18 protein-coding genes are annotated in these 18740 nt (G+C 67.3%); 13 read left to right on the plus strand and 5 right to left on the minus strand.

The window, feature by feature from the left end; genetic code table 11:
* Nucleotides 1–27: 27 nt before the first annotated feature.
* Entirely contained in the window at nucleotides 28–1221 is a 1194-nt protein-coding gene (locus RJ05_RS02695) for an acyl-CoA dehydrogenase family protein (protein ID WP_036532721.1), read from the minus strand.
* Nucleotides 1222–1400: 179 nt separating this feature from the next.
* On the opposite strand from RJ05_RS02695, the gene RJ05_RS29770 reads away from it, so the two are divergent.
* From RJ05_RS29770 to RJ05_RS02755, 12 genes are all read left to right on the plus strand, one after another.
* Nucleotides 1401–1589, plus strand: coding sequence for a ferredoxin (locus RJ05_RS29770; RefSeq protein WP_081597139.1), 189 nt, complete (start codon nucleotides 1401–1403; stop codon nucleotides 1587–1589).
* Between the two features lie 43 nt (nucleotides 1590–1632).
* Nucleotides 1633–2538, plus strand: coding sequence for a 3-oxoacyl-ACP reductase (locus RJ05_RS02705; protein WP_036532725.1), 906 nt, complete (start codon nucleotides 1633–1635; stop codon nucleotides 2536–2538).
* A 300-nt stretch (nucleotides 2539–2838) separates the two neighbouring features.
* Nucleotides 2839–3603: an MlaE family ABC transporter permease gene (locus tag RJ05_RS02710; protein ID WP_036532728.1), complete on the plus strand. Its 765-nt coding sequence runs from the start codon at nucleotides 2839–2841 to the stop codon at nucleotides 3601–3603.
* 4 nt (nucleotides 3604–3607) lie between these two features.
* Nucleotides 3608–4459 carry an MlaE family ABC transporter permease gene (locus RJ05_RS02715; RefSeq protein WP_014348838.1) on the plus strand — a complete coding sequence of 284 codons (852 nt, stop codon included), beginning with the start codon at nucleotides 3608–3610 and terminating at the stop codon, nucleotides 4457–4459.
* 4 nt (nucleotides 4460–4463) lie between these two features.
* Nucleotides 4464–5684, plus strand: a complete 1221-nt coding sequence (locus RJ05_RS02720) for an MCE family protein (protein ID WP_174343888.1) — start codon at nucleotides 4464–4466, stop codon at nucleotides 5682–5684.
* Complete coding sequence (locus RJ05_RS02725) at nucleotides 5681–6706, plus strand: MCE family protein (protein ID WP_036532730.1); 1026 nt, start codon at nucleotides 5681–5683, stop codon at nucleotides 6704–6706. The genes RJ05_RS02720 and RJ05_RS02725 overlap by 4 nt, the downstream gene beginning before the upstream one ends.
* The gene (locus RJ05_RS02730) at nucleotides 6703–7764 is read left to right on the plus strand and encodes an MCE family protein (RefSeq protein ID WP_036532732.1); all 1062 of its coding nucleotides are present in this window, start codon (nucleotides 6703–6705) and stop codon (nucleotides 7762–7764) included. The genes RJ05_RS02725 and RJ05_RS02730 overlap by 4 nt, the downstream gene beginning before the upstream one ends.
* On the plus strand, nucleotides 7761–9059 hold the full coding sequence (locus tag RJ05_RS02735) for an MCE family protein (protein ID WP_036532734.1): 1299 nt from the start codon (nucleotides 7761–7763) through the stop codon (nucleotides 9057–9059). Before RJ05_RS02730 ends, RJ05_RS02735 begins: the two co-directional genes overlap by 4 nt.
* Before the next feature lie 53 nt (nucleotides 9060–9112).
* Entirely contained in the window at nucleotides 9113–10360 is a 1248-nt protein-coding gene (locus RJ05_RS02740) for an MCE family protein (RefSeq protein WP_081597134.1), read from the plus strand.
* On the plus strand, nucleotides 10357–11793 hold the full coding sequence (locus tag RJ05_RS02745; protein WP_036532736.1) for an MCE family protein: 1437 nt from the start codon (nucleotides 10357–10359) through the stop codon (nucleotides 11791–11793). Before RJ05_RS02740 ends, RJ05_RS02745 begins: the two co-directional genes overlap by 4 nt.
* Complete coding sequence (locus RJ05_RS29170) at nucleotides 11790–12797, plus strand: Rv1363c family protein (protein ID WP_051016141.1); 1008 nt, start codon at nucleotides 11790–11792, stop codon at nucleotides 12795–12797. The genes RJ05_RS02745 and RJ05_RS29170 overlap by 4 nt, the downstream gene beginning before the upstream one ends.
* A complete protein-coding gene (locus RJ05_RS02755; protein WP_036532737.1) occupies nucleotides 12794–13288 on the plus strand; it encodes a hypothetical protein in 495 nt (164 codons plus the stop codon). The genes RJ05_RS29170 and RJ05_RS02755 overlap by 4 nt, the downstream gene beginning before the upstream one ends.
* Nucleotides 13289–13345: 57 nt before the next feature.
* On the opposite strand, the gene RJ05_RS02760 is transcribed toward RJ05_RS02755, so the two are convergent.
* The 4 genes from RJ05_RS02760 to RJ05_RS31600 form a co-directional block, all read right to left on the minus strand.
* Complete coding sequence (locus tag RJ05_RS02760) at nucleotides 13346–14872, minus strand: sensor histidine kinase (RefSeq protein WP_373365048.1); 1527 nt, start codon at nucleotides 14870–14872, stop codon at nucleotides 13346–13348.
* Entirely contained in the window at nucleotides 14869–15594 is a 726-nt protein-coding gene (locus RJ05_RS02765) for a response regulator transcription factor (RefSeq protein ID WP_036532739.1), read from the minus strand. Before RJ05_RS02765 ends, RJ05_RS02760 begins: the two co-directional genes overlap by 4 nt.
* A gap of 68 nt (nucleotides 15595–15662) precedes the next feature.
* Nucleotides 15663–17315: an alpha,alpha-trehalose-phosphate synthase (UDP-forming) gene (locus RJ05_RS02770; protein WP_228785001.1), complete on the minus strand. Its 1653-nt coding sequence runs from the start codon at nucleotides 17313–17315 to the stop codon at nucleotides 15663–15665.
* A gap of 160 nt (nucleotides 17316–17475) precedes the next feature.
* Nucleotides 17476–17646 carry a hypothetical protein gene (locus RJ05_RS31600; protein WP_165448960.1) on the minus strand — a complete coding sequence of 57 codons (171 nt, stop codon included), beginning with the start codon at nucleotides 17644–17646 and terminating at the stop codon, nucleotides 17476–17478.
* Nucleotides 17647–17808: 162 nt separating this feature from the next.
* Between RJ05_RS31600 and RJ05_RS02775 the strand changes: the two genes are divergently transcribed.
* Nucleotides 17809–18642 (plus strand): alpha/beta fold hydrolase, encoded by an 834-nt coding sequence (locus tag RJ05_RS02775; protein WP_036532741.1) that lies wholly within the window; start codon nucleotides 17809–17811, stop codon nucleotides 18640–18642.
* Nucleotides 18643–18740: the final 98 nt, after the last annotated feature.

Consider the following 18740-nt stretch of genomic DNA (forward strand, 5'->3'; position numbering starts at 1 on the left):
GTGAGTTCCTGCTTTCGAAATCCGGTCTCAGCGGGCGGCGGCGGGCTGCTTCAGCGCGGTCATGGCGATGATGTCGCGCTGGACTTCGTTGGTGCCGCCACCGAAGGTGAGGATCAGCGCGGCCCGGTGCATCCGCTCGAGCCGACCACGCAGCACCGAACCGGGGGAGTCCTGGCGCAGGTAGGCCTGCGGTCCGAGCACCTCCATCAGCAGCCGGTAGGCCTCGGTGGCCAATTCGGTGCCGTACACCTTGCAGGCCGAGGCGTCCCACGGACGCGGCGCGGCGTCACCGCCGGCGTCGGCGCGGCTGGCGATCTCCCAGTTCAGCAACTTCAGGTATTCGACCTTCGCGTGCACCTTGGCCAGGTTCAACCGCACCCATTCGCGGTCGATCACCCGCGAGCCGTCCGAGGACTTGGTCTCGCGCGCCCACTCGACGGTCTGGCGCAGCGCGAGCGCCAGCGGCGCGGAGGAGGTGAGTGCGACCCGCTCGTGGTTGAGCTGGTTGGTGACCAGCGGCCAGCCGCCGTTCTCCTGGCCGACCAGCGCGGTCACCGGTACCCGCACGTCTTGGTAGTAGGTGGCGCTGGTGTCGGGGCCGGCCATGGTGTGCACCGGCGTCCAGGAGAAGCCTTCCGCGTTGGTGGGCACGATCAGCATGCTGATGCCCTTGTGCTTCTTGGCCGTCGGGTCGGTGCGGCAGGCCAGCCAGACGTAATCGGCGTAGGCGATGAGGCTGGTCCACATCTTCTGGCCGTTGATGACGTATTCGTCGCTGTCGCGCACCGCGGTGGTGCGCAGCGAGGCCAGGTCGGTACCCGCGCCGGGTTCGCTGTAGCCGATGGAGAAGTGCAGTTCGCCGGCGGCGATCTTGGGCAGGAAGAATTTCTTCTGTTCCTCGCTGCCGTAATGCATGATGGTCGGCGCGACGGAGTTGATGGTCAGGAACGGCACCGGCGCGCCCGCGATGGCGGCCTCGTCGGTGAAGATCAGCTGATCGAGCATCGGCCGGTCCTGGCCGCCGAACTCCTTGGGCCAGCCCAGCGCCAGCCAGCCGTCGCGGCCCATCTCCCGCACGACCTCGCGGTAGACGTTGCCCTGCCCGTATTCACCGGTCTGCGCGCTGAGCGCGGCGCGGCGTTCGGGGGTGATCAGCGTGGCGAAGTAGTCGCGCAGCTCCGCTCGTAGCTGTTGCTGCTGCGGCGTATAGGCGATGCGCATGGGCGTTACCTCGGGCCTTCATTCATCGAATAGGGACACCCGGATAGGAAACCGGCGCTCCGATCATTGCATATCGAGTGAAACATGTTCCAGTATTGATGGTTGATCCACTCGATGTTCGCCCGCGCGGCGGCATCGGCTTGTTACTCTTCGGCGATAGCCGCGGTGAAGGAGTTCTGATGAAGGTCGTTGTTGATCTCGACCAGTGCGAAGCGAACGGAATCTGCGTCGGAATCGCCCCCGACGTGTTCGAACTCGATGATGAAGACGTGCTGCACATTGCCGAGGGTGAAGTGCCCGCAGATCGCGTCGCCGAGGTGGAGGACGCGGTCGCGCAATGCCCGAAAGCGGCGCTGAAATTGTTGTAATCGGCTCTTGCCGTGAACTGGAACACGTTCTAAAGTCGGCCCGGTGAACGATAACGATGTGAGCCTTGCCGGACGTGTTGCGATCGTGACCGGGGCGGGTGCCGGCCTCGGTCGCGCCGAGGCGCTGGCCCTCGCCGGCGCCGGCGCCTCGGTCGTCGTCAACGACCTGGCCGATTCGGAAGCCGTGGCCCAGACCATGGCCGAGATTCGCGCACTGGGTGCGAAAGCGGAGTTCGTCGCGGGTAGCGTCGCCGAGCGGTCCACCGCCGACGAGCTGATCCGCACCGCCACCGAAGCCTTCGGCGGGCTCGACATCGTGGTCAACAATGCGGGCATCACGCGTGACCGGATGCTGTTCAATATGTCCGACGAGGACTGGGACGCGGTGATCGCCGTTCATCTGCGCGGCCATTTCCTGCTCTGCCGCAATGCGGGCGCGTACTGGCGCGGCAAGTCCAAAGAAGCGGGCGCGCCGGTGTACGGCCGTATTGTCAACACCTCCTCCGAGGCCGGCCTGCTCGGTCCGGAGGGGCAGGCGAATTACGGCGCGGCCAAGGCGGGCATCACCGCGCTGACTTTGTCGGCGTCGCGCGCGCTCTCGCGCTTCGGCGTGCGGGCCAACGCGATCTGCCCGCGGGCCAGGACCGCGATGACGGAGGCTGTGTTCAAGGACGCGCCCGAGGGTGCGGTCGATCCGCTCTCGCCCGACCATGTCGCGCGACTGGTGGCTTATCTGTCCTCGCCCGCGGCCGAAGTGGTCAACGGGCAGGTGTTCGTGGTGTACGGGCCGATGGTCGCGCTGATGGCGGCGCCGGAAGTCGAGCAGCGCTTCGATGCGACGGGCGAACAGTGGTCGACCGGTGATCTGGCCGTCACGCTGAGCGGGTACTTCGCCCAGCGGCCCGAAGGTCGTACCTTTTCTGCAACGTCACTACACGAACTGGGCTGACCAGCCCCGTTGCCCGTCCGTCCGCTCGACCGCTTTCTGAACGGCCGTCCAAGAGTTGATCGGTCGTCCAGCAGTTGGTAGACATGGGGATCGTATGTGCCAGGACTCACAACAGTGATGCTCAACACGTATGAACTAGGTTCCAATCTTACTGTCTGAGATTGGATCGAAATAGCAGTTCAAATAGGGCCAAAAGCCCACCAGAAACTTAGTGAACGTGTTCTACTTGTCCGGGGCGCGGGACGGCTACGGCCGTCGCGTCCGTCAGCGGGACCAGTAGTCAGGCAAGGAGGATCGCCGATGAACGAGGTCCTTGCCGTGCCATTGCGGGCGGTCGGCGGGTTCTTCGACCTCACGGCGGAGGTGGCGCGTGCCAGCATGCGCCGGCCCTTCCAGGCGCGGGAGTTCGTCGACCAGTCATGGTTCATCGCGCGAGTCTCGATCGTGCCGACCCTGCTGGTAGCCATTCCTTTCACCGTGCTGGTCAGCTTCACGCTGAACATCCTGTTGCGTGAGATCGGCGCGGCCGACCTCAGCGGCGCGGGCGCGGCCTTCGGCGCGGTGACCCAGGTCGGCCCGATCGTCACGGTGCTCATCGTGGCAGGCGCGGGCGCCACCGCCATCTGCGCCGACCTCGGCGCCCGCACCATTCGCGAGGAAATCGACGCGATGAAGGTGCTCGGCATCGATCCGATCCAGCGCCTGGTGGTCCCGCGGGTGCTGGCATCGATGTTCGTCGCGCTGCTGCTCAACGGCCTGGTGTGCACCATCGGCATCCTGGGTGGGTTCCTGTTCTCGGTGCTGCTCCAGGATGTGAATCCGGGTGCCTTCGTCAACGGGATCACCCTGCTCACCAACCTGCCCGAGCTGATCATCTCCGAGGTCAAGGCGGGCCTGTTCGGCCTGATCGCCGGCCTGGTGGCCTGCTACCTCGGCCTCAACGTCAAAGGCGGACCCAAGAGTGTCGGTGATGCGGTGAACCAGACCGTGGTGTTCGCGTTCATGGCCCTGTTCGTGGTGAACGTCGTCGTCACCGCCGTCGGCATCAAGTTCGCGGTGCGGTGATCCGATGGCGTTCGTAATCCAGTCCAAGTTTCCGCGCACGGTGCGCCGGGTCCGCCGGATGTCGAACTCGATGGATGAGCTCGGCAAACAGGCGGTCTTCTACGGTCGCGCGATCGGTTCTATGCCGAAGGCGCTGGTGCACTACCGTACCGAGACCATCCGGCTCATCGCCGAGATCAGCATGGGCACCGGCGCGCTCGCCGTCATCGGCGGCACCGTGGTGATCGTCGGGTTCCTGACGCTGTTCACCGGCGGCACCATCGCCGTGCAGGGCTACAGCTCGCTCGGCAATATCGGCGTCGAGGCGCTCACCGGCTTCTTCGCCGCCTTCATCAATGTGCGCATCGCGGCGCCGGTGATCTCCGGTATCGGCCTGGCCGCCACCATCGGCGCCGGTTCGACCGCGCAGCTGGGTGCGATGCGGGTGGCCGAGGAGATCGACGCGCTCGAATCGATGGGTATCCGGCCGGTGCCGTATCTGGTGGGCACGCGGGTGCTGGCCGGGATGATCGCGATCATCCCGCTGTACTCACTGGCCGTGATCGCCTCGTTCGTCGCCAGCCGGTTCGCGACGGTGGTGATCTACGGGCAGTCCGCCGGCGTCTACGACCACTACTTCTCCACCTTCTTGATCCCGAGCGACATCCTGTGGTCGTTCGTGCAGGCGATCTTGATGGCGGTCGCGGTGATGATGATCCACACCTACTACGGCTTCCACGCCGCGGGCGGTCCGGTGGGCGTCGGTGTCGCGGTGGGTAATGCGGTGCGCGCCTCCCTGGTCGCGGTGGTCACGGTGACGCTGCTGGTCTCGCTGGCCATCTACGGCACTTCCGGCAACTTCAACCTCTCCGGATAGCGGCATGGTGAACACGAAAACTTCGGGGCGGTCCTCGGGTCTGGCAGCACGGCTGCGCGGCCCGCTCGGACTGAAACTGGCCGGGCTCGGGCTCGTGCTGTTCATGGTCGCTGTGGTGACCGTGTCGATGATCATGTTCGTCGGCGGGTTCACCCAGACCGTCGCGGTGGCCGTCAAGGCGCCGCGCAGCGGCCTGGTGCTCGACCCGGACGCGAAGGTCAAGGTGCGCGGCGTCGAGATCGGCCGGGTCTCCGATATCGAACTCGATGACGACGGCGCGACCATCAACCTGGCGTTGAACCCGGATCAGCTGAAGCTGGTGCCCGCCAACGCAGGCGTCGACATCCGCTCGACGACGGTGTTCGGCGCGAAATACGTGAACTTCACTGTCCCCGAGGAGCCGTCGGCCGAGTCGCTGAAACCCGGTGCGACGGTGGCGGCGAGCCAGGTGACCGTCGAATTCAACACGCTGTTCCAGCATCTGTCCGATGTGCTGGCCCAGGTCGAGCCGGAAAAGCTCAATGCCACCCTGGCCGCCCTCGGCACCGCGTTGCAGGGCCGTGGTGCGAAGCTCGGCGATCTGCTGGTCAACAGCGAGGCCTACCTGCGCGACATCAACCCGAGCCTGCCGACGCTGCAACGGGATCTGGCCACCACCGCGCAGGTCACCAATATCTACGCCGATACCGTCGGCGATCTGCTGCGCACGGTCGACAACGCGATCGTCACCAGCGGCACCATCGTCGACGAGACCGCGGGGGTGGACGCACTGCTGGCGAATCTGACCGGCCTGGCCGATACCGCGGGCTCGGTGCTGCGCGAGAACGAGCAGCCGCTGGTCACCGCAATGGACCTGTTGCGGCCGACGAGCGAACTGCTCTACGAGTACCGGCCCGCGCTGTCGTGCCTGATCCTCGGCCTCGGCAAGGCGCTGCCGCTGGGTGAGGCGGTCTTCGGCGGACTCCAGCCGGGCGTCGCGCTGAACTCGAGCTTCATGTACGGCCACCCCGCCTACACCTACCCTGAGGATTTGCCGAAGGTGAATGCCACCGGCGGACCGCATTGTGCGGGCACCGTGGACCGCGAGCCGGGTAGCCACGCCGACTACGTCGTCACCGATACCTCCGAGGGCGCGCCGTACGCGCCGTCGACGCAGCTGACGATCAACGCGCCCAAGGTTTTCCAGATTCTGTTCGCCGGGCTTCCGGGGGTGCGCCAGCCATGAGGAATACCGCAACGAAAGTCAAGCTGGGCATTTTCACGCTGGTGATGGCGCTGATCTTCACCGGTCTGGTGATCGTGTTCAGTGAGGTGCGCTTCTCCAGGGAATACGGCTACAACGCCGTGTTCACCAGCGCCTCGGGCATGCTGCCCGGCGACAAGGTGCGCATCGCGGGCGTCCCGGTGGGTTCGGTGACCTCGGTGGAGGTCGGCAAGGATCACCTGGCCCATGTCGAGTTCGACGTCGACCGGAAGTTCAAGCTGTACAGCAGTACTCGCGCCACCATCCGGTACGAGAACCTGGTCGGCGACCGCTACCTGGAACTGCTCGAGGGCCCGGGTTCGGCGGACATCCTGCCCGAAGGCAGCACCATCGGCCTCGAGCAGACCGCACCCGCGCTCGACCTGGACATGCTGCTCGGCGGATTCAAGCCGCTGCTGCGCGGCCTCGATCCGGCGCAGGTCAACGATCTGACCAACGCGCTGCTCCAGGTGTTCCAGGGGCAGGGCGGGACGCTGGTGTCGCTGCTCAACAGCGGCGGCTCCTTCGCCAAGACGCTCGCCGACCGCGATGCCCTGATCGGCAGCGTGATCGACAACCTCAACGCCGTACTGGCCACCATCGACGAGCGCGACGAGCAGTTCACCACCACGATCAACGAATTGCAGCGGCTGGTCAGCGGATTGGCCGCCGACCGCGATCCGATCGGTGCCGCGCTGCCGCGGATCGCCGGCGCCACCGGTGACCTCACCGATCTGCTCGCCCAGGCACGCCCGGACCTGAAGAACACCGTCGCGCAGATCGACCGGGTCGCCACCAATGTCAACAACGGTTCCGACACCGTGCAGTGGGTGCTGGAGCGGCTGCCCGAGACCTATAAGCAGTTGATCCGCATCGGTTCCTACGGATCGTTCCTGCAGCTGTATGTCTGCGAGACCAACTTCCTCGTCGACGGTCCGGACGGCAAGCCCATGAAGGTGGTCTTCCCCGGCGGGCAAGATACCGGAAGGTGTGCGAGCGAATGAGTGAGAAGTCAACGCCCGCAACAACGGTCGGCGTCGTCGGTCTGGTGCTCGCGGTGGCGGTCGCCTTGTCGGCGCTGCAGTTCGACCGGTTGCCGTTCATCCGCTCCGGCGCCACCTTCACCGCATACTTCGCCGATGCCGGCGGGCTGGTCCCCGGCGACGACGTCCAGGTGGCCGGCGTGCGCTCCGGACAGGTCGAGGATGTCGAGCTGGACGGTGCGAAGGTGCTGGTCACCTTCTCCCTGAACGAATCCATCGTGCTCGGCGACAAGACCTCCGCGGCGATCAAGACCAACACCGTGCTCGGCCGCAAATCGCTCAAGGTCACCCCGGACGGCCCCGGCGCGCTGCGCGTCGACGACACCATCCCGCTGGACCGGACCACCTCGCCGTACTCGCTCAACGAGGCGCTCGGCGATCTGGCCGACACCGTCGGCGGCCTGGACATGGACCGGGTCGACCAGACCCTCGACGCACTGTCGGCCACCTTCGCCGACACCCCGGAGCCGCTGCGCAACGCCCTCGACGGCATCACCGCGCTCTCGCGCACCATCAACACCCGCGACCAGGCGCTGTCGGATCTGCTGAGGCGGGCGCAGAACGTCACCAAGATCCTGTCCGACCGCGCGACCCAGCTCAACGCGCTGCTGCTGGACGGCAACGAGCTGCTCGGCGAGCTGGACCGGCGGCGCACCGCGATCAGTCAGCTGATCGTCTACGTCAACGGGCTGGCCCAGCAGCTGTCCGGTCTGGTGGCCGACAACGAGGCCCAGCTGCAACCGGCGCTGGACAAGCTGAACTCGGTACTCGACCTGCTCCAGCGCAACCGGGACAACATCTCCCAGGCGCTCGACGGTCTCGGCCCGTTCGCGGCCGCGCTCGGTGAGCAGGTCGGCAGCGGACCGTACTTCCAGGCCTACGTCGTCAACGCGACCAGCCCCGGCTTGCAGATCCTGGTGGATTCGCTGGTCTGGCCGCAGAACCTGCCCGAATCGCTGCGCGGGTACTTCGACCCGATGCCGTCCATCGGACCCGCTATCCAGGAGCCGCCGCGATGACATCGAGAATTCGCCGTCTGCCCCGATGGGTGTTCATCGCCGCCGCGGTGCTGGTCGCCGCGCTGGCGGTGTTCGCCGGCTACACCGCGCTGAACCGGATCGGCAAGACGAACATCACCGCCTACTTCACCTCCACCAGCGGCCTCTACGCCGGTGACGACGTGCGGGTGCTCGGGGTCAAGGTCGGCAGCATCGACTCGATCGAACCGAGCGCCGATCAGGTGAAGGTCGAGATGACCATCGACCGCGGCGTCGACCTGCCCGCCGACTCTCGCGCGGTGATCATCGCGCCGTCGCTGGTCTCGGCCCGCTTCATCCAGATCGCCCCCGCCTACACCGAGGGCCCGAAGCTGGAAGACGGTGCGACGATCGGCATCGAACGCACCGCCGTCCCGGTCGAGTGGGATGACATCAAGGCCGAATTGTCCAAGCTGGCAACGGCTCTGGGCCCGGTCGGCGAGGACCAGCAGGGTTCGTTCGGCCGCTTCGTCGACACCGCCGCCGAGAACCTCGACGGCAACGGCGACCGGTTCCGGGAAACGCTGCGGGAGCTGTCGGCGACGCTGACCACGCTCTCCGATGGCCGCACCGACCTGTTCGGCACCATCCGCAACCTGCAGCATTTCGTCGAGGTGCTCTCGGCGAGCAATGAGCAGATCGTGCAGTTCGGCGGCAGGCTCGCGTCGGTCTCGTCGGTGCTGGCGGGTGTGTCCAATGATCTCGGCGCGGGCCTGGACAACCTGGATATCGCCGTCGCCGACGTCAAACGCTTCCTCGACAGCAGCGGCGCCGAGCTCACCGAGGGCGTGCTGAAGCTCGCCGACGCCACCCAGATCCTGGTCGACAAGCGGCCGGAGCTGGAACAGGTGCTGCACTCCGGCCCGACCGCGCTGGTGAACTTCTATCAGATCTACAAGCCCGCACAGGGCACGCTGACCGGTGCCATCGGGTTGAACAACGCCGCGGACCCGCTCAGCTTCCTGTGTGGATCGGTGCAGGCGCGCGACGGCTACAACTCCGATCAGAGTGCGGCCCTGTGCGCGGAGTTCCTGGCGCCGGTGCTGAAGTCGCTGGCGATGAACTACCCACCGCTGCTGGCCAATCCGGCCACCGGTGTCACCGCGTTCCCGGACCAGTTGGTGTTCAGCCCGGAATCGCTGGCGGGTACCCAGCAGACCCATGCTCCGGCTCCGGCTCCGGCTCGCGGTGCCGCGCCGGTGACGGTGCCGAGCGGGATCGCCGGGCTTGCCATTCCGGGATTGCCCGCGCCGCCGGCGCCGGGAGGAGGGCGATGATGCGCAAACCAACGGTGCTCGGTGGCCGGTCGATGCCATCGCGTAAGCGTGCGATGCGCCGCACCGCGGCCGTCGCGGTCGGACTCACCCTGGCGCTCGGCGTCACCGGGTGTCAGTGGGACGGGCTGAACTCGCTACCGATGCCCGGTAACGAGGGCACCGGCGAGGGCGCGTATCAGGTGCGGATTCAGATGCCGAATGTCACCACGCTGACCCGTAATTCGCCGGTCCGCGTCGATGACGTCGCGGTCGGCACCGTCACCGGGATCGAGGTGGAGGGCTGGCACGCGCTGGTCACCGTCTCGCTCAATCCCGATGTGGTGCTGCCCGCCAACGCGGTGGCCAAGATCGGGCAGACCAGTCTGCTCGGCAGCAACCACGTGGAGCTGGCGCCGCCGCAGAACGTGGAGCCGCAGGGCAGGCTGAGCGACGGCGACCTGATCCCGCTCGACCGCGCCGGCGCCTACCCGACCACCGAACAGGTGCTGTCGTCGCTGTCGGTGGTGCTCAACGGCGGCGGTATCTCGCAGCTCGAGACCATCACACGCGAACTGAACGCGGCCTTCGTCGGCAACGAGGACGAGATCCGCGATCTGCTGCCGCAGCTCAACGACCTGACCACCAACCTGCAATCGCAGACCAACGACATCATCGCCGCGATGGCCGGGCTGGACCGGCTCGGCGGTCAGCTGAATCAGCAGAAGGACCTGGTGGCCGACGCCATCGAGCAGATCCACCCGGCACTGACCGTGCTGGCCGATCGCCGCGAGAACATCACCCATACGCTCACCGCGCTCGGCGACCTCAGCGACGTCACCCAGCGGATCATCGACAACGCCGGCGACAACCTGAAGGCGAATCTCGCCGCCCTCGGCCCGGTCCTGCAAACCCTGGCCGACACCGGCAACAACCTCACCGAGGCGTTGAAGATCGCGTTGACGTTCCCGTTCCCGATGAAGAACCTCGGCAACGCCATCAAGGGCGATTACCTCAACCTGTTCATGACGGTGGATATGACCGGCAAGCGCCTGGACTCCAACTTCCTCACCGGAACCCCGCTCGGCGGCCGGTTCGGCGGCGTGGAAGGCGTGCTCGGTACCTTCGCGCCGGATACCGCCGGGCAGCAAGGTAATCCGCTGACCACACCGATGCAGCCACCGGCCGGTCAACCCGGTGCGCCCGCACCCACGATCCCCGGGCTGCCGCCGATTCCGGGCCTGCCCGCCATTCCCGGGCTGACCGTGCCGCTGCCAGGCGCGGCCGCACCGGCACCCGCGCCGGAAGGGGGACAGGGGCGGTGACGCTCACCAAATTCGTCAAGATCCAGCTGGCGATCTTCTCCGTACTCACCGTGATCGGCCTGGTCGTCATGGGCGGCACCTACATCGGTGTGCCCGCGATGCTCGGTATCGGCCGCTACAAGGTCACCGTGCAACTCGAGGCGACCGGCGGGCTGTACCAGCAGGCGAACGTGGCCTTCCGCGGCACGAACGTCGGCAAGGTGACCGAGGTCCGGCTGACACCCGAAGGGGTGGAGGCGGATCTGTCCATCGACAGCGACTACAAGATCCCCAGCGACTCCGAAGCGTGGGTGCGCAGCGTGTCGGCGATCGGCGAACAGTACGTCGACCTGGTGCCGATCGAAGGCGGCGGCGACGGAAACCTCTACGACGGCAGCGTGATTCCGGTGGAGCGGACCAAGCTGCCGCAGGATGTCGGCGCCCTGCTGGACCAGACCGACCGGCTGCTGTCCAGTGTCGCCGACACCCGGCTGCGTCAGGTGATCGACGAGGCGTTCCGCGCATTCAACGGCGCGGGCCCGGACCTGCAGCGCTTCATCGACTCGGCGGCCCTGCTGGTGCAGGAGGCCAAGGACAGTGCCGAGCCGACCAAACAGCTGATCGAGCAGATCGGCCCGCTGCTGGACACCCAGGTTCGCTCCGAGGACGCCATCCGCTCCTGGACCGCCGACCTGGCAACGGTGACCGATCAACTGCGCGAACACGATCCGGCGCTGCGCAATATCCTGCGCGACGGACCGGCCGCGCTGGAAACCGTCACCAACCAGTTCGACTCGCTGCGCCCGACCCTGCCGCTGCTGCTGGCCAATCTGGTGAGCCTCGGCCAGGTCGCGGTCACCTACCACGCGGGCGTCGAACAGATCCTGGTCGTCTACCCGCCGCTGGTCGCGGCGCTGCTGACCTCGATTCGCGGGCCGCTGGAGTACGGCGCGATGGTCGACTTCATGACCACCCTCAACGATCCGCCGCCGTGCACCACCGGATTCCTGCCGCCGGATCAGCGGCGTTCGCCGGCCGACCTCACCCCGATCGACACGCCGTCCGGCCTGTACTGCAAGGTTCCGCAGGATTCGCCGGTCGCCGTGCGCGGCATCCGCAACACCCCCTGCGCGGAGTTCCCCGGACGGCGAGCGCCCTCACCGGAGCTGTGCCGCACCGGGTACGTTCCGGAGGGCAACAACCCGCCCTTCGGCCCGCCGCAGCCCGTCGCCCCCGCCTCCGCGCCGCTGATCCCGGGCTCGGCCCCGGCCGGTGCGCCGTCGGTGGGATCGGGCGCAATGACCACGCCCGCCGCCGCCAGGTCCTACGATCCGGGCACGGGCGTCTATATCGGCACCGATGGCCGCACCTACCGGCAGGGAAATATCGAACCTGGCGGATCGGGCACGGTCCCGTCGAGTTGGCAAGCGATGTTCGAGGAGCAGCAACGATGAGCGAAAAGAACAACAGCCGGACTCGTCGGCGCGCGAGCCGTTCCGCGGGCCCGCCGATCGACGACCTGCGCACCGAGGCGCTATCGGCCTCGGATACGGACCGCAGCGATGCGGTCGAGCCCGGTACCGCCGTACCGGGCTCTGCCCGTGTTCGGGGGGAGGAATCGGACAAGACGGACACGCGTTCGGTTGCGGGGGCCGGGGCCGGAGGTGCTGCTGCGGACACGGTGAAGGTGGGGGCGGGCGCGACCGGGTCGGCCGCGGACACGGTCGAGCCGAGCTCCGACACGGCCAAGGCAGATGCTGACACGGTCAAGCTGAGCTCCGACACGGCGAACGCCGATGCCGACACCGTCAAGCTGAGCACCGGCATGGCGAAGACGGATGCCGGCACCGCCGAGGCCGACACGGTGAAGCTGAGCATGGCTTCGGCACAGACCGACGCCGACACCGTGAAGCTGGACAAGGCGACCTCGGGCCCGGCCGACTCGGGCTCCGCCGACGACAAGCGCCCCCGTCGTTCCGCTGCCCGCATACTCGCCGTCGCCGCCTCGACCATCCTCGCCCTCGCTCTGGTGGCCGGTGCGGTGATCTCGGTGTTCGCGATGCGTTCCACCGAAGAACGCGACGCCCTGCGTGCCGAGTACATCCAGACCGCCCGCCAGACCGTGCTGAATCTGACCACCATCCGCGCGGACACGGCCAAGGAGGACATCGACCGCATCCTCACCATGGCCTCCGGTGAATTCAAGGACGAGTTCAACGGCCGGGTCGACCCCTTCACCGAGGTGGTCAAGCAGGCCAAGGTGCAGTCCACCGGCGAGGTCGTCGAGGCCGCACTGGAAAGCTCGGACGACGACTCCGCGCGCGTACTGGTGGCCGCCAAACAGACCGTGACCAATGCGGGCCAGGAAGGTCCGCAACTGCGGTACTACCGATTCCGGATCACCGTCACCAACAGCGATTCCGGTATGACCGCTTCTGATGTGGAGTTCGTGGCATGAGTGCTTTGGGTTTGCGTACCAAGATCTTGCTCGGTGTGACGGCGGTCGTGGTCACCGCGTCGGCGATCATCCTCGGCATCAACGGCTACCGCTACTGGGACGACCAGCGATCCGAGGATTCCCGCGCCGCCGCGGTCGAAGCCGCCAGCCGCACCGTCTCGGCCATGTTCAGCTACGAACACACCACGGTCGAAACCGAACTGCCGAAGGCCGCCGACAACCTCGCCGACCCGTTCCGCAAGGACTACCTGACGCTGATCGAGAAGGCCATCGTCCCCGGCGCCAAGGAAAAACAACTCACCGTAGCCGCCACCACCCAAGCCGCAGGCGTAGTCTCCGCCGACCGCGCCCACGCCGTCGTCATGCTGTACCTGAACCAGGTCACCACCAGCAAAGACAGCCCCCAGGGCACCACCTCGGGCAGCCGGGTGCGGGTGGAGATGGACAAGTCCGACGACCGGTGGCTGGTCGCGTCGGTGACACCGATCTGAGCTGAGCGGACGAGCCCCGACTCATCGCTTACGCGACCGGCCTCGAGGCGCGCAGGTTCACCTCGGCGTCGACTGCCCGCGCGGCAATCGGACGGTGAAGGTGGTTCCCTCGCCGACAGCGCTGTGCACGTCCACGCTTCCGCCGTGTGCGGTGACCAGGGCTTGCACGATCGACAGCCCGAGTCCGGTCCCGCCGCTGTCGCGGCTGCGTGAGGTGTCGGTGCGGTAGAAGCGTTCGAAGATGCGGGCGGCTTCCTCGGCGGGTAGGCCGGGGCCGGTATCTGCGACTTCGAGCCCGACCTCGTCGTCGCCCGGGGTCAGTGCGACGGTGATCGCCGCGTCGGGCGGGGTGTGGACGAGAGCGTTGTTCAGCAGGTTGGCCAGCACCTGGCGGAGCCGGGCGGCGTCGCCGGCGACCTCGTAGGTCCCGGTTCCCGGCCGCGCGTCGAGATCGATGGGGCGCGACGGCAGGTCGGGATGGCGGGCCGCGGCCGCGGCGCGGGCGCTGTGCACGGCGTCGCTGGCCAGGGCCAGCAGATCGACCGGTTCCCGTTCGAGGGGACGCTGGGCGTCGAGCCGGGCCAGCATCAGCAGATCGCCCACCAGCACGCTCATTCGATTGGCTTCGCTCTCGATCCGTTCCATGAACAGGCCCGCATCAGTGGCCGCGCCCTGGCGGTGCAGCTCGGCGAAACCGCGGATAGTGGTGAGCGGGGTGCGCAGTTCGTGGCTGGCGTCGGCGACGAACCGGCGCATCTTGGCCTCGGATCGGCGCGCCGCCTCTTCGGAGGCCTCCGTCGCCGCGAAACCGGCCTGGATCTGGGTGAGCATGGCGTTGAGCGAGGTAGCAAGGCTGTCGACCTCGGTATTATTGCCGCGCACCGGAACCCGCCGATGCAGATCACCGGCGGCGATCTCGGCGGCGATCTCCTCGACCTCGACCAGCCGCCGCAGACTGCGCCGGATGACGAAGTACGCCGCCACCGCCATCGCCGCCAGCACCAACGCGCCGATGACGAGTTCCAGCATGATGAGCCGGTCGATGATGGCCTCGGTTTCGTCCATCCGCAACGCGACCAGGCTCGAGCCCTGCGGGGTCTCGAGATTCAGGACCCGCCAGTTCGACGAATCGCCGTCGGTGGATCCGGTGGTGAAGGGGCCGGTCCCGGCGTCGGCGGGGACATCCGGTGCTCCGGCCGCCCGGTCGTCGAGTTGCAGCACCCGGCCGGACGAATCCTGAACCCGCGCGTAGAACAGCACCGGTGGGCGTTCGAAGCCGGGACGCCCGGGCAACCGGTGTAATGCGGGCCCGCCTGGACTCGCCCAGGTGTGCGCTGCTTCGACCAGCTGTTGGTCGAGACGGTCGACCAGCACCGTGCGCAGCGCGGAGGTGACCGCCACCCCCGAGGCCAGCAGTCCGCCCGCCGCCAGCATGACCAGCGCCAGCACCAAGGTGATGCGGAGCGGAATGGCGGCGAGTCGATCCGATATCGCCTGCTTGGCCGAACCCAGCCAGGTGGCGGCCTGCGCGCCTCCACCGGACGTTTTCTCGGCTCGCGTCTCGGCGTCCGTGGAGATTTTCACCGCCGCCCGCTATCGGGTTCGCGCAGCACATATCCCACCCCACGCAACGTATGAATCAGCCGCTGCTCACCGGTGTCGACCTTCTTGCGCAGATACGACACATAGGTCTCCACCACTCCGACCTCACCGCCGAAGTCGTAGCGCCACACGTGATCCAGGATGCGTGGCTTACTCAGTACCGTGCCCGCGTTGACGATGAAGTACCGCAGCAGGGTGAATTCGGTGGGCGACAACGACACCGGCGCGCCGGATTTCCACACCTCGTGCGTGTCGTCGTCGAGTTCGATATCGGCGAACCGCAAGCGGGCACGCGGCGGTGCCGGGTTCACCTGACCGGCGCGGCGCAGGATCACCCGCAGCCGCGCCACCACCTCTTCGAGGCTGAACGGTTTGGTGACGTAGTCATCGGCGCCGAGGGTCAGGCCGGTCACCTTGTCGTGCACCTCGTCGCGGGCGGTGAGAAACAGCACCGGCGCGTCGAAACCGTCGGCCCGCAGCCGGCGCAGCAGGCCGAACCCGTCCATACCGGGCATCATCACGTCGACGATGAGGGCCTGTGGCCGGAACGTCCGCGCCAGATCCAGCGCTTGCGCGCCGTCGGCGGCGGTGGCCACCTCGAAGCCCTGAAAGCGCAGGCTGACATCGAGCAGTTCGACGATCATCGGCTCATCGTCGACCACCAGCACCCTGGCCTCGGGCGTCTGTTGCGGCGTACCGGTCATGCTACCATGCTGGCCGGTGGCGCTGGGATCCGGCTGCGGACTGGCTGTGTGGTTGCTGTGAACCGCCGTCAGCGATGCGGTTCGGAGTACATGTCCTCCTCGTCGGAGAGCAAGGCGCTGCCCGCGACCTGATCGTGGGCCAGCGCGTCCAGGAACGCGCGCGCCCAGCGGTCGACGTCGTGGGTGAGCACCTGCCTGCGCAGCGACCGCATCCGGCGCCGTTTGGTATCGCGATCGTCGGTCAGCGCGGAGGCGATGGCGTCCTTCACCGAGTCGAGATCATGCGGATTGCACAGATAGGCCTGCCGCAATTCCGCTGCCGCACCGGTGAATTCGCTCAGCACAAGGGCACCGTTGAGTCCGCTGTGGCAGGCAACGTACTCCTTGGCCACCAGGTTCATGCCGTCGCGCAGCGGCGTCACCAGCATGGCGTCGGCGGCGACGAAGAAAGCGATCAGTTCCTCACGCGGAATGGGCCGGTGCAGATAATGCACCACCGGGTAGCCGACCCGGGCGAACTCGCCGTTGATCCGGCCGACCTGACGTTCGATATCGCCGCGCATCTTGATGTAGCTCTGCACCCGCTCGCGGCTGGGGGTGGCCAGCTGCACCATGACCGTGTCGGACGGGTCGACCCTGCCCTCCATCAGCAGTTCTTCCAGCGCGTTGAGCCGGATGTCGATGCCCTTGGTGTAGTCGAGCCGGTCGACGCCGAGCAGGATGTTCTTCGGATTGCCCAGTTCCGCGCGGATCTTGGCGGCGCGTTCGCGCACCGAGCGGCGGCGGGAATGCTCATCGAGTTCGGCCGAGGCGATCGAGATCGGGAAGGCGCCGACACGCACATTCCGGAACCCGACCTGCACCACACCCAGCTTCGACCGCACGCCGACGTTGCCGCGTGAGGTGGGCTGGCCGGCCAGCCTGCGGGCCAGGTACAGGAAGTTCTGCGCGCCGCCTGGCAGATGAAAGCCGATCAGGTCGGCGCCGAGCAGCCCCTCGATGATCTCGGTACGCCAGGGCATCTGCATGAACAGTTCCACCGGCGGGAACGGGATGTGCAGGAAGAACCCGATGGTCAGATCGGGGCGAAGCATCCGCAGCATCTTCGGCACCAGCTGCAGCTGATAATCCTGTACCCAGACCGTGGCGCCCTCGGCGGCGACCTTCGCGGTCGCCTCGGCGAAACGGCGATTGACCTGCACATAGGCGGCCCACCATTTGCGGTCGTAGACCGGGCGCACGATGACGTCGTGGTAGAGCGGCCACAGTGTGCCGTTGGAGAAACCTTCGTAGTAGTCCTCGACCTCCTGCGCCGTCAGCGGCACCGGATGCAGTTCGAGACCGTCCTCGATGATCGGGTCGACGTCGACGTCGGGAACACCGGCCCAACCCACCCAGGCGCCCTTGTTGGACCGCAGCACCGGTTCCAGCGCGGTGACCAGTCCGCCGGGACTGCGCTTCCAGCGCGTGCTGCCGTCGGGCAGTTTTTCCAGATCGACCGGGAGCCGGTTGGCGACCACGACGAACCCGGAGTTACCGCCCCCTGCGCCGATGGGCTGCGCCTGGATCGGTTCGGGCTCGGCGACCTCGGTGTCGATCGGCCCGGCACCGTTGGCTACCGAACCGTTGGGCGCGGAACCGTTGGGCGCCGGAGCGGGCCCGGACGGATCCGGCAGGGCGTAGTCGGAGGAGTCGTTGTCGTTGGACGGCTGGTCGGTCATCTGGTCCACTCACGCATCCTTGTCTGAGGGCGGCGTGCGACTGCCCGTCATGGGTCGGCTGTCGCCTTCGGGCCGTCGCTCACGCCGCGCTGCGCTTCGCTGTTCCCGGTTTCAGTTGTCGAAAGGATCGCCGGACGTGCCGCCGATCCGGTGCGGCGTCTTATTCGCCGCGTGCGCCGGGGCCGATGCCGAGCATCGACAGCAGCATCCGGCATTCGTCCGCGTCGGCCGCGTAGGCGGCCACGACGCGTTGGGCCTGACGAGCGGTTTCGTCGGCCAGCGGCTCCAGATCCTCGTCGGCGATTCCGTTCGCGCTGCTCTTCGTGGCCATCTTCAGTCCTCCCGGCGAAATTGCGCTCGTACGTGCGAGTAGTCAATGGTATCTGGCGCGCGGCCCGGACATACCCGGTGCTGGAGCCCACCCGGTGTACCGGCCTTCGCGGTACCGATACCGTGGGCAGCGCAGTACCAAACCTTACGAAAGGGTATGCGGATGCCACTGGCCACGGTGAACGGAATTTCACTCAACTACCAGGTCAAGGGCGACCGAGCCAAGGGCACCGACGTCAAGGGCGGCGGCCCGCTGGTCGTGATGATCATGGGCACCGGCAGCCCCGGCCGGGTCTGGGAGCTGCATCAGGTGCCCGCCCTGGTGGCGGCCGGTTACCGGGTGTGCACCTTCGACAATCGCGGTATCGCGCCGTCGTTCGAGGCCGCCGACGGGATGACCATCGACCAGTTGGTCGCCGACACCGCGGGCCTGATCGAACTGCTCGACGAGGGCCCGGCCCTGGTCGTGGGCACCTCGATGGGCGCGCGGGTCGCGCAGGAGCTGGCGCTGGCCCGTCCCGAGCTGGTGCGCAAGGCGGTCTTCCTCGCCGGACACGGGCGCCTGGACCAGTTCCAGAAGACGCTCTCGCTCGGCGAACACGAGCTGGACGCGAGCGCCATCGCGCTGCCGCCCAAGTACGAGGCGGCGGTGACCGCGGTGATGAATCTGTCGCCGGCCACGATGGCCGACCCCAATGCCGCCCGCGACTGGCTCGACCTGTTCGAGTTCACCGGCGGACCGGTCACCCCCGGCATCCGCGCCCAGCGGCGCATGGACCACGATTTCGATCGGGTGCAGGCCTACCGGGCGATCACCGTGCCATGCCTGGCGGTCGGTTTCGCCGACGACCGGATGATTCCGCCGTACCTGTCGCGTGAGGTCGCCGACGCTATCCCCGGTGCCCGCTACCAGGAGATTCCCGACGCCGGGCACTACGGCTACCTGGAGCGGCCGGAAGCGGTGAACAAGATCCTGCTCGATTTCTTCGCCTCCTGAGCAGGTCCGGCGAGGTAACCGCCCAGCCGTAACGTATCCCTTGCTAGGGTCGACACAACGCTCGGGGTTTCCGATGCCAGCGGTTCGCGTAACCCGGC

The sequence above is a fragment of the Nocardia cyriacigeorgica NBRC 100375 genome (assembly GCF_000308555.1).
In the GTDB taxonomy this organism is placed as follows: domain Bacteria; phylum Actinomycetota; class Actinomycetes; order Mycobacteriales; family Mycobacteriaceae; genus Nocardia; species Nocardia cyriacigeorgica.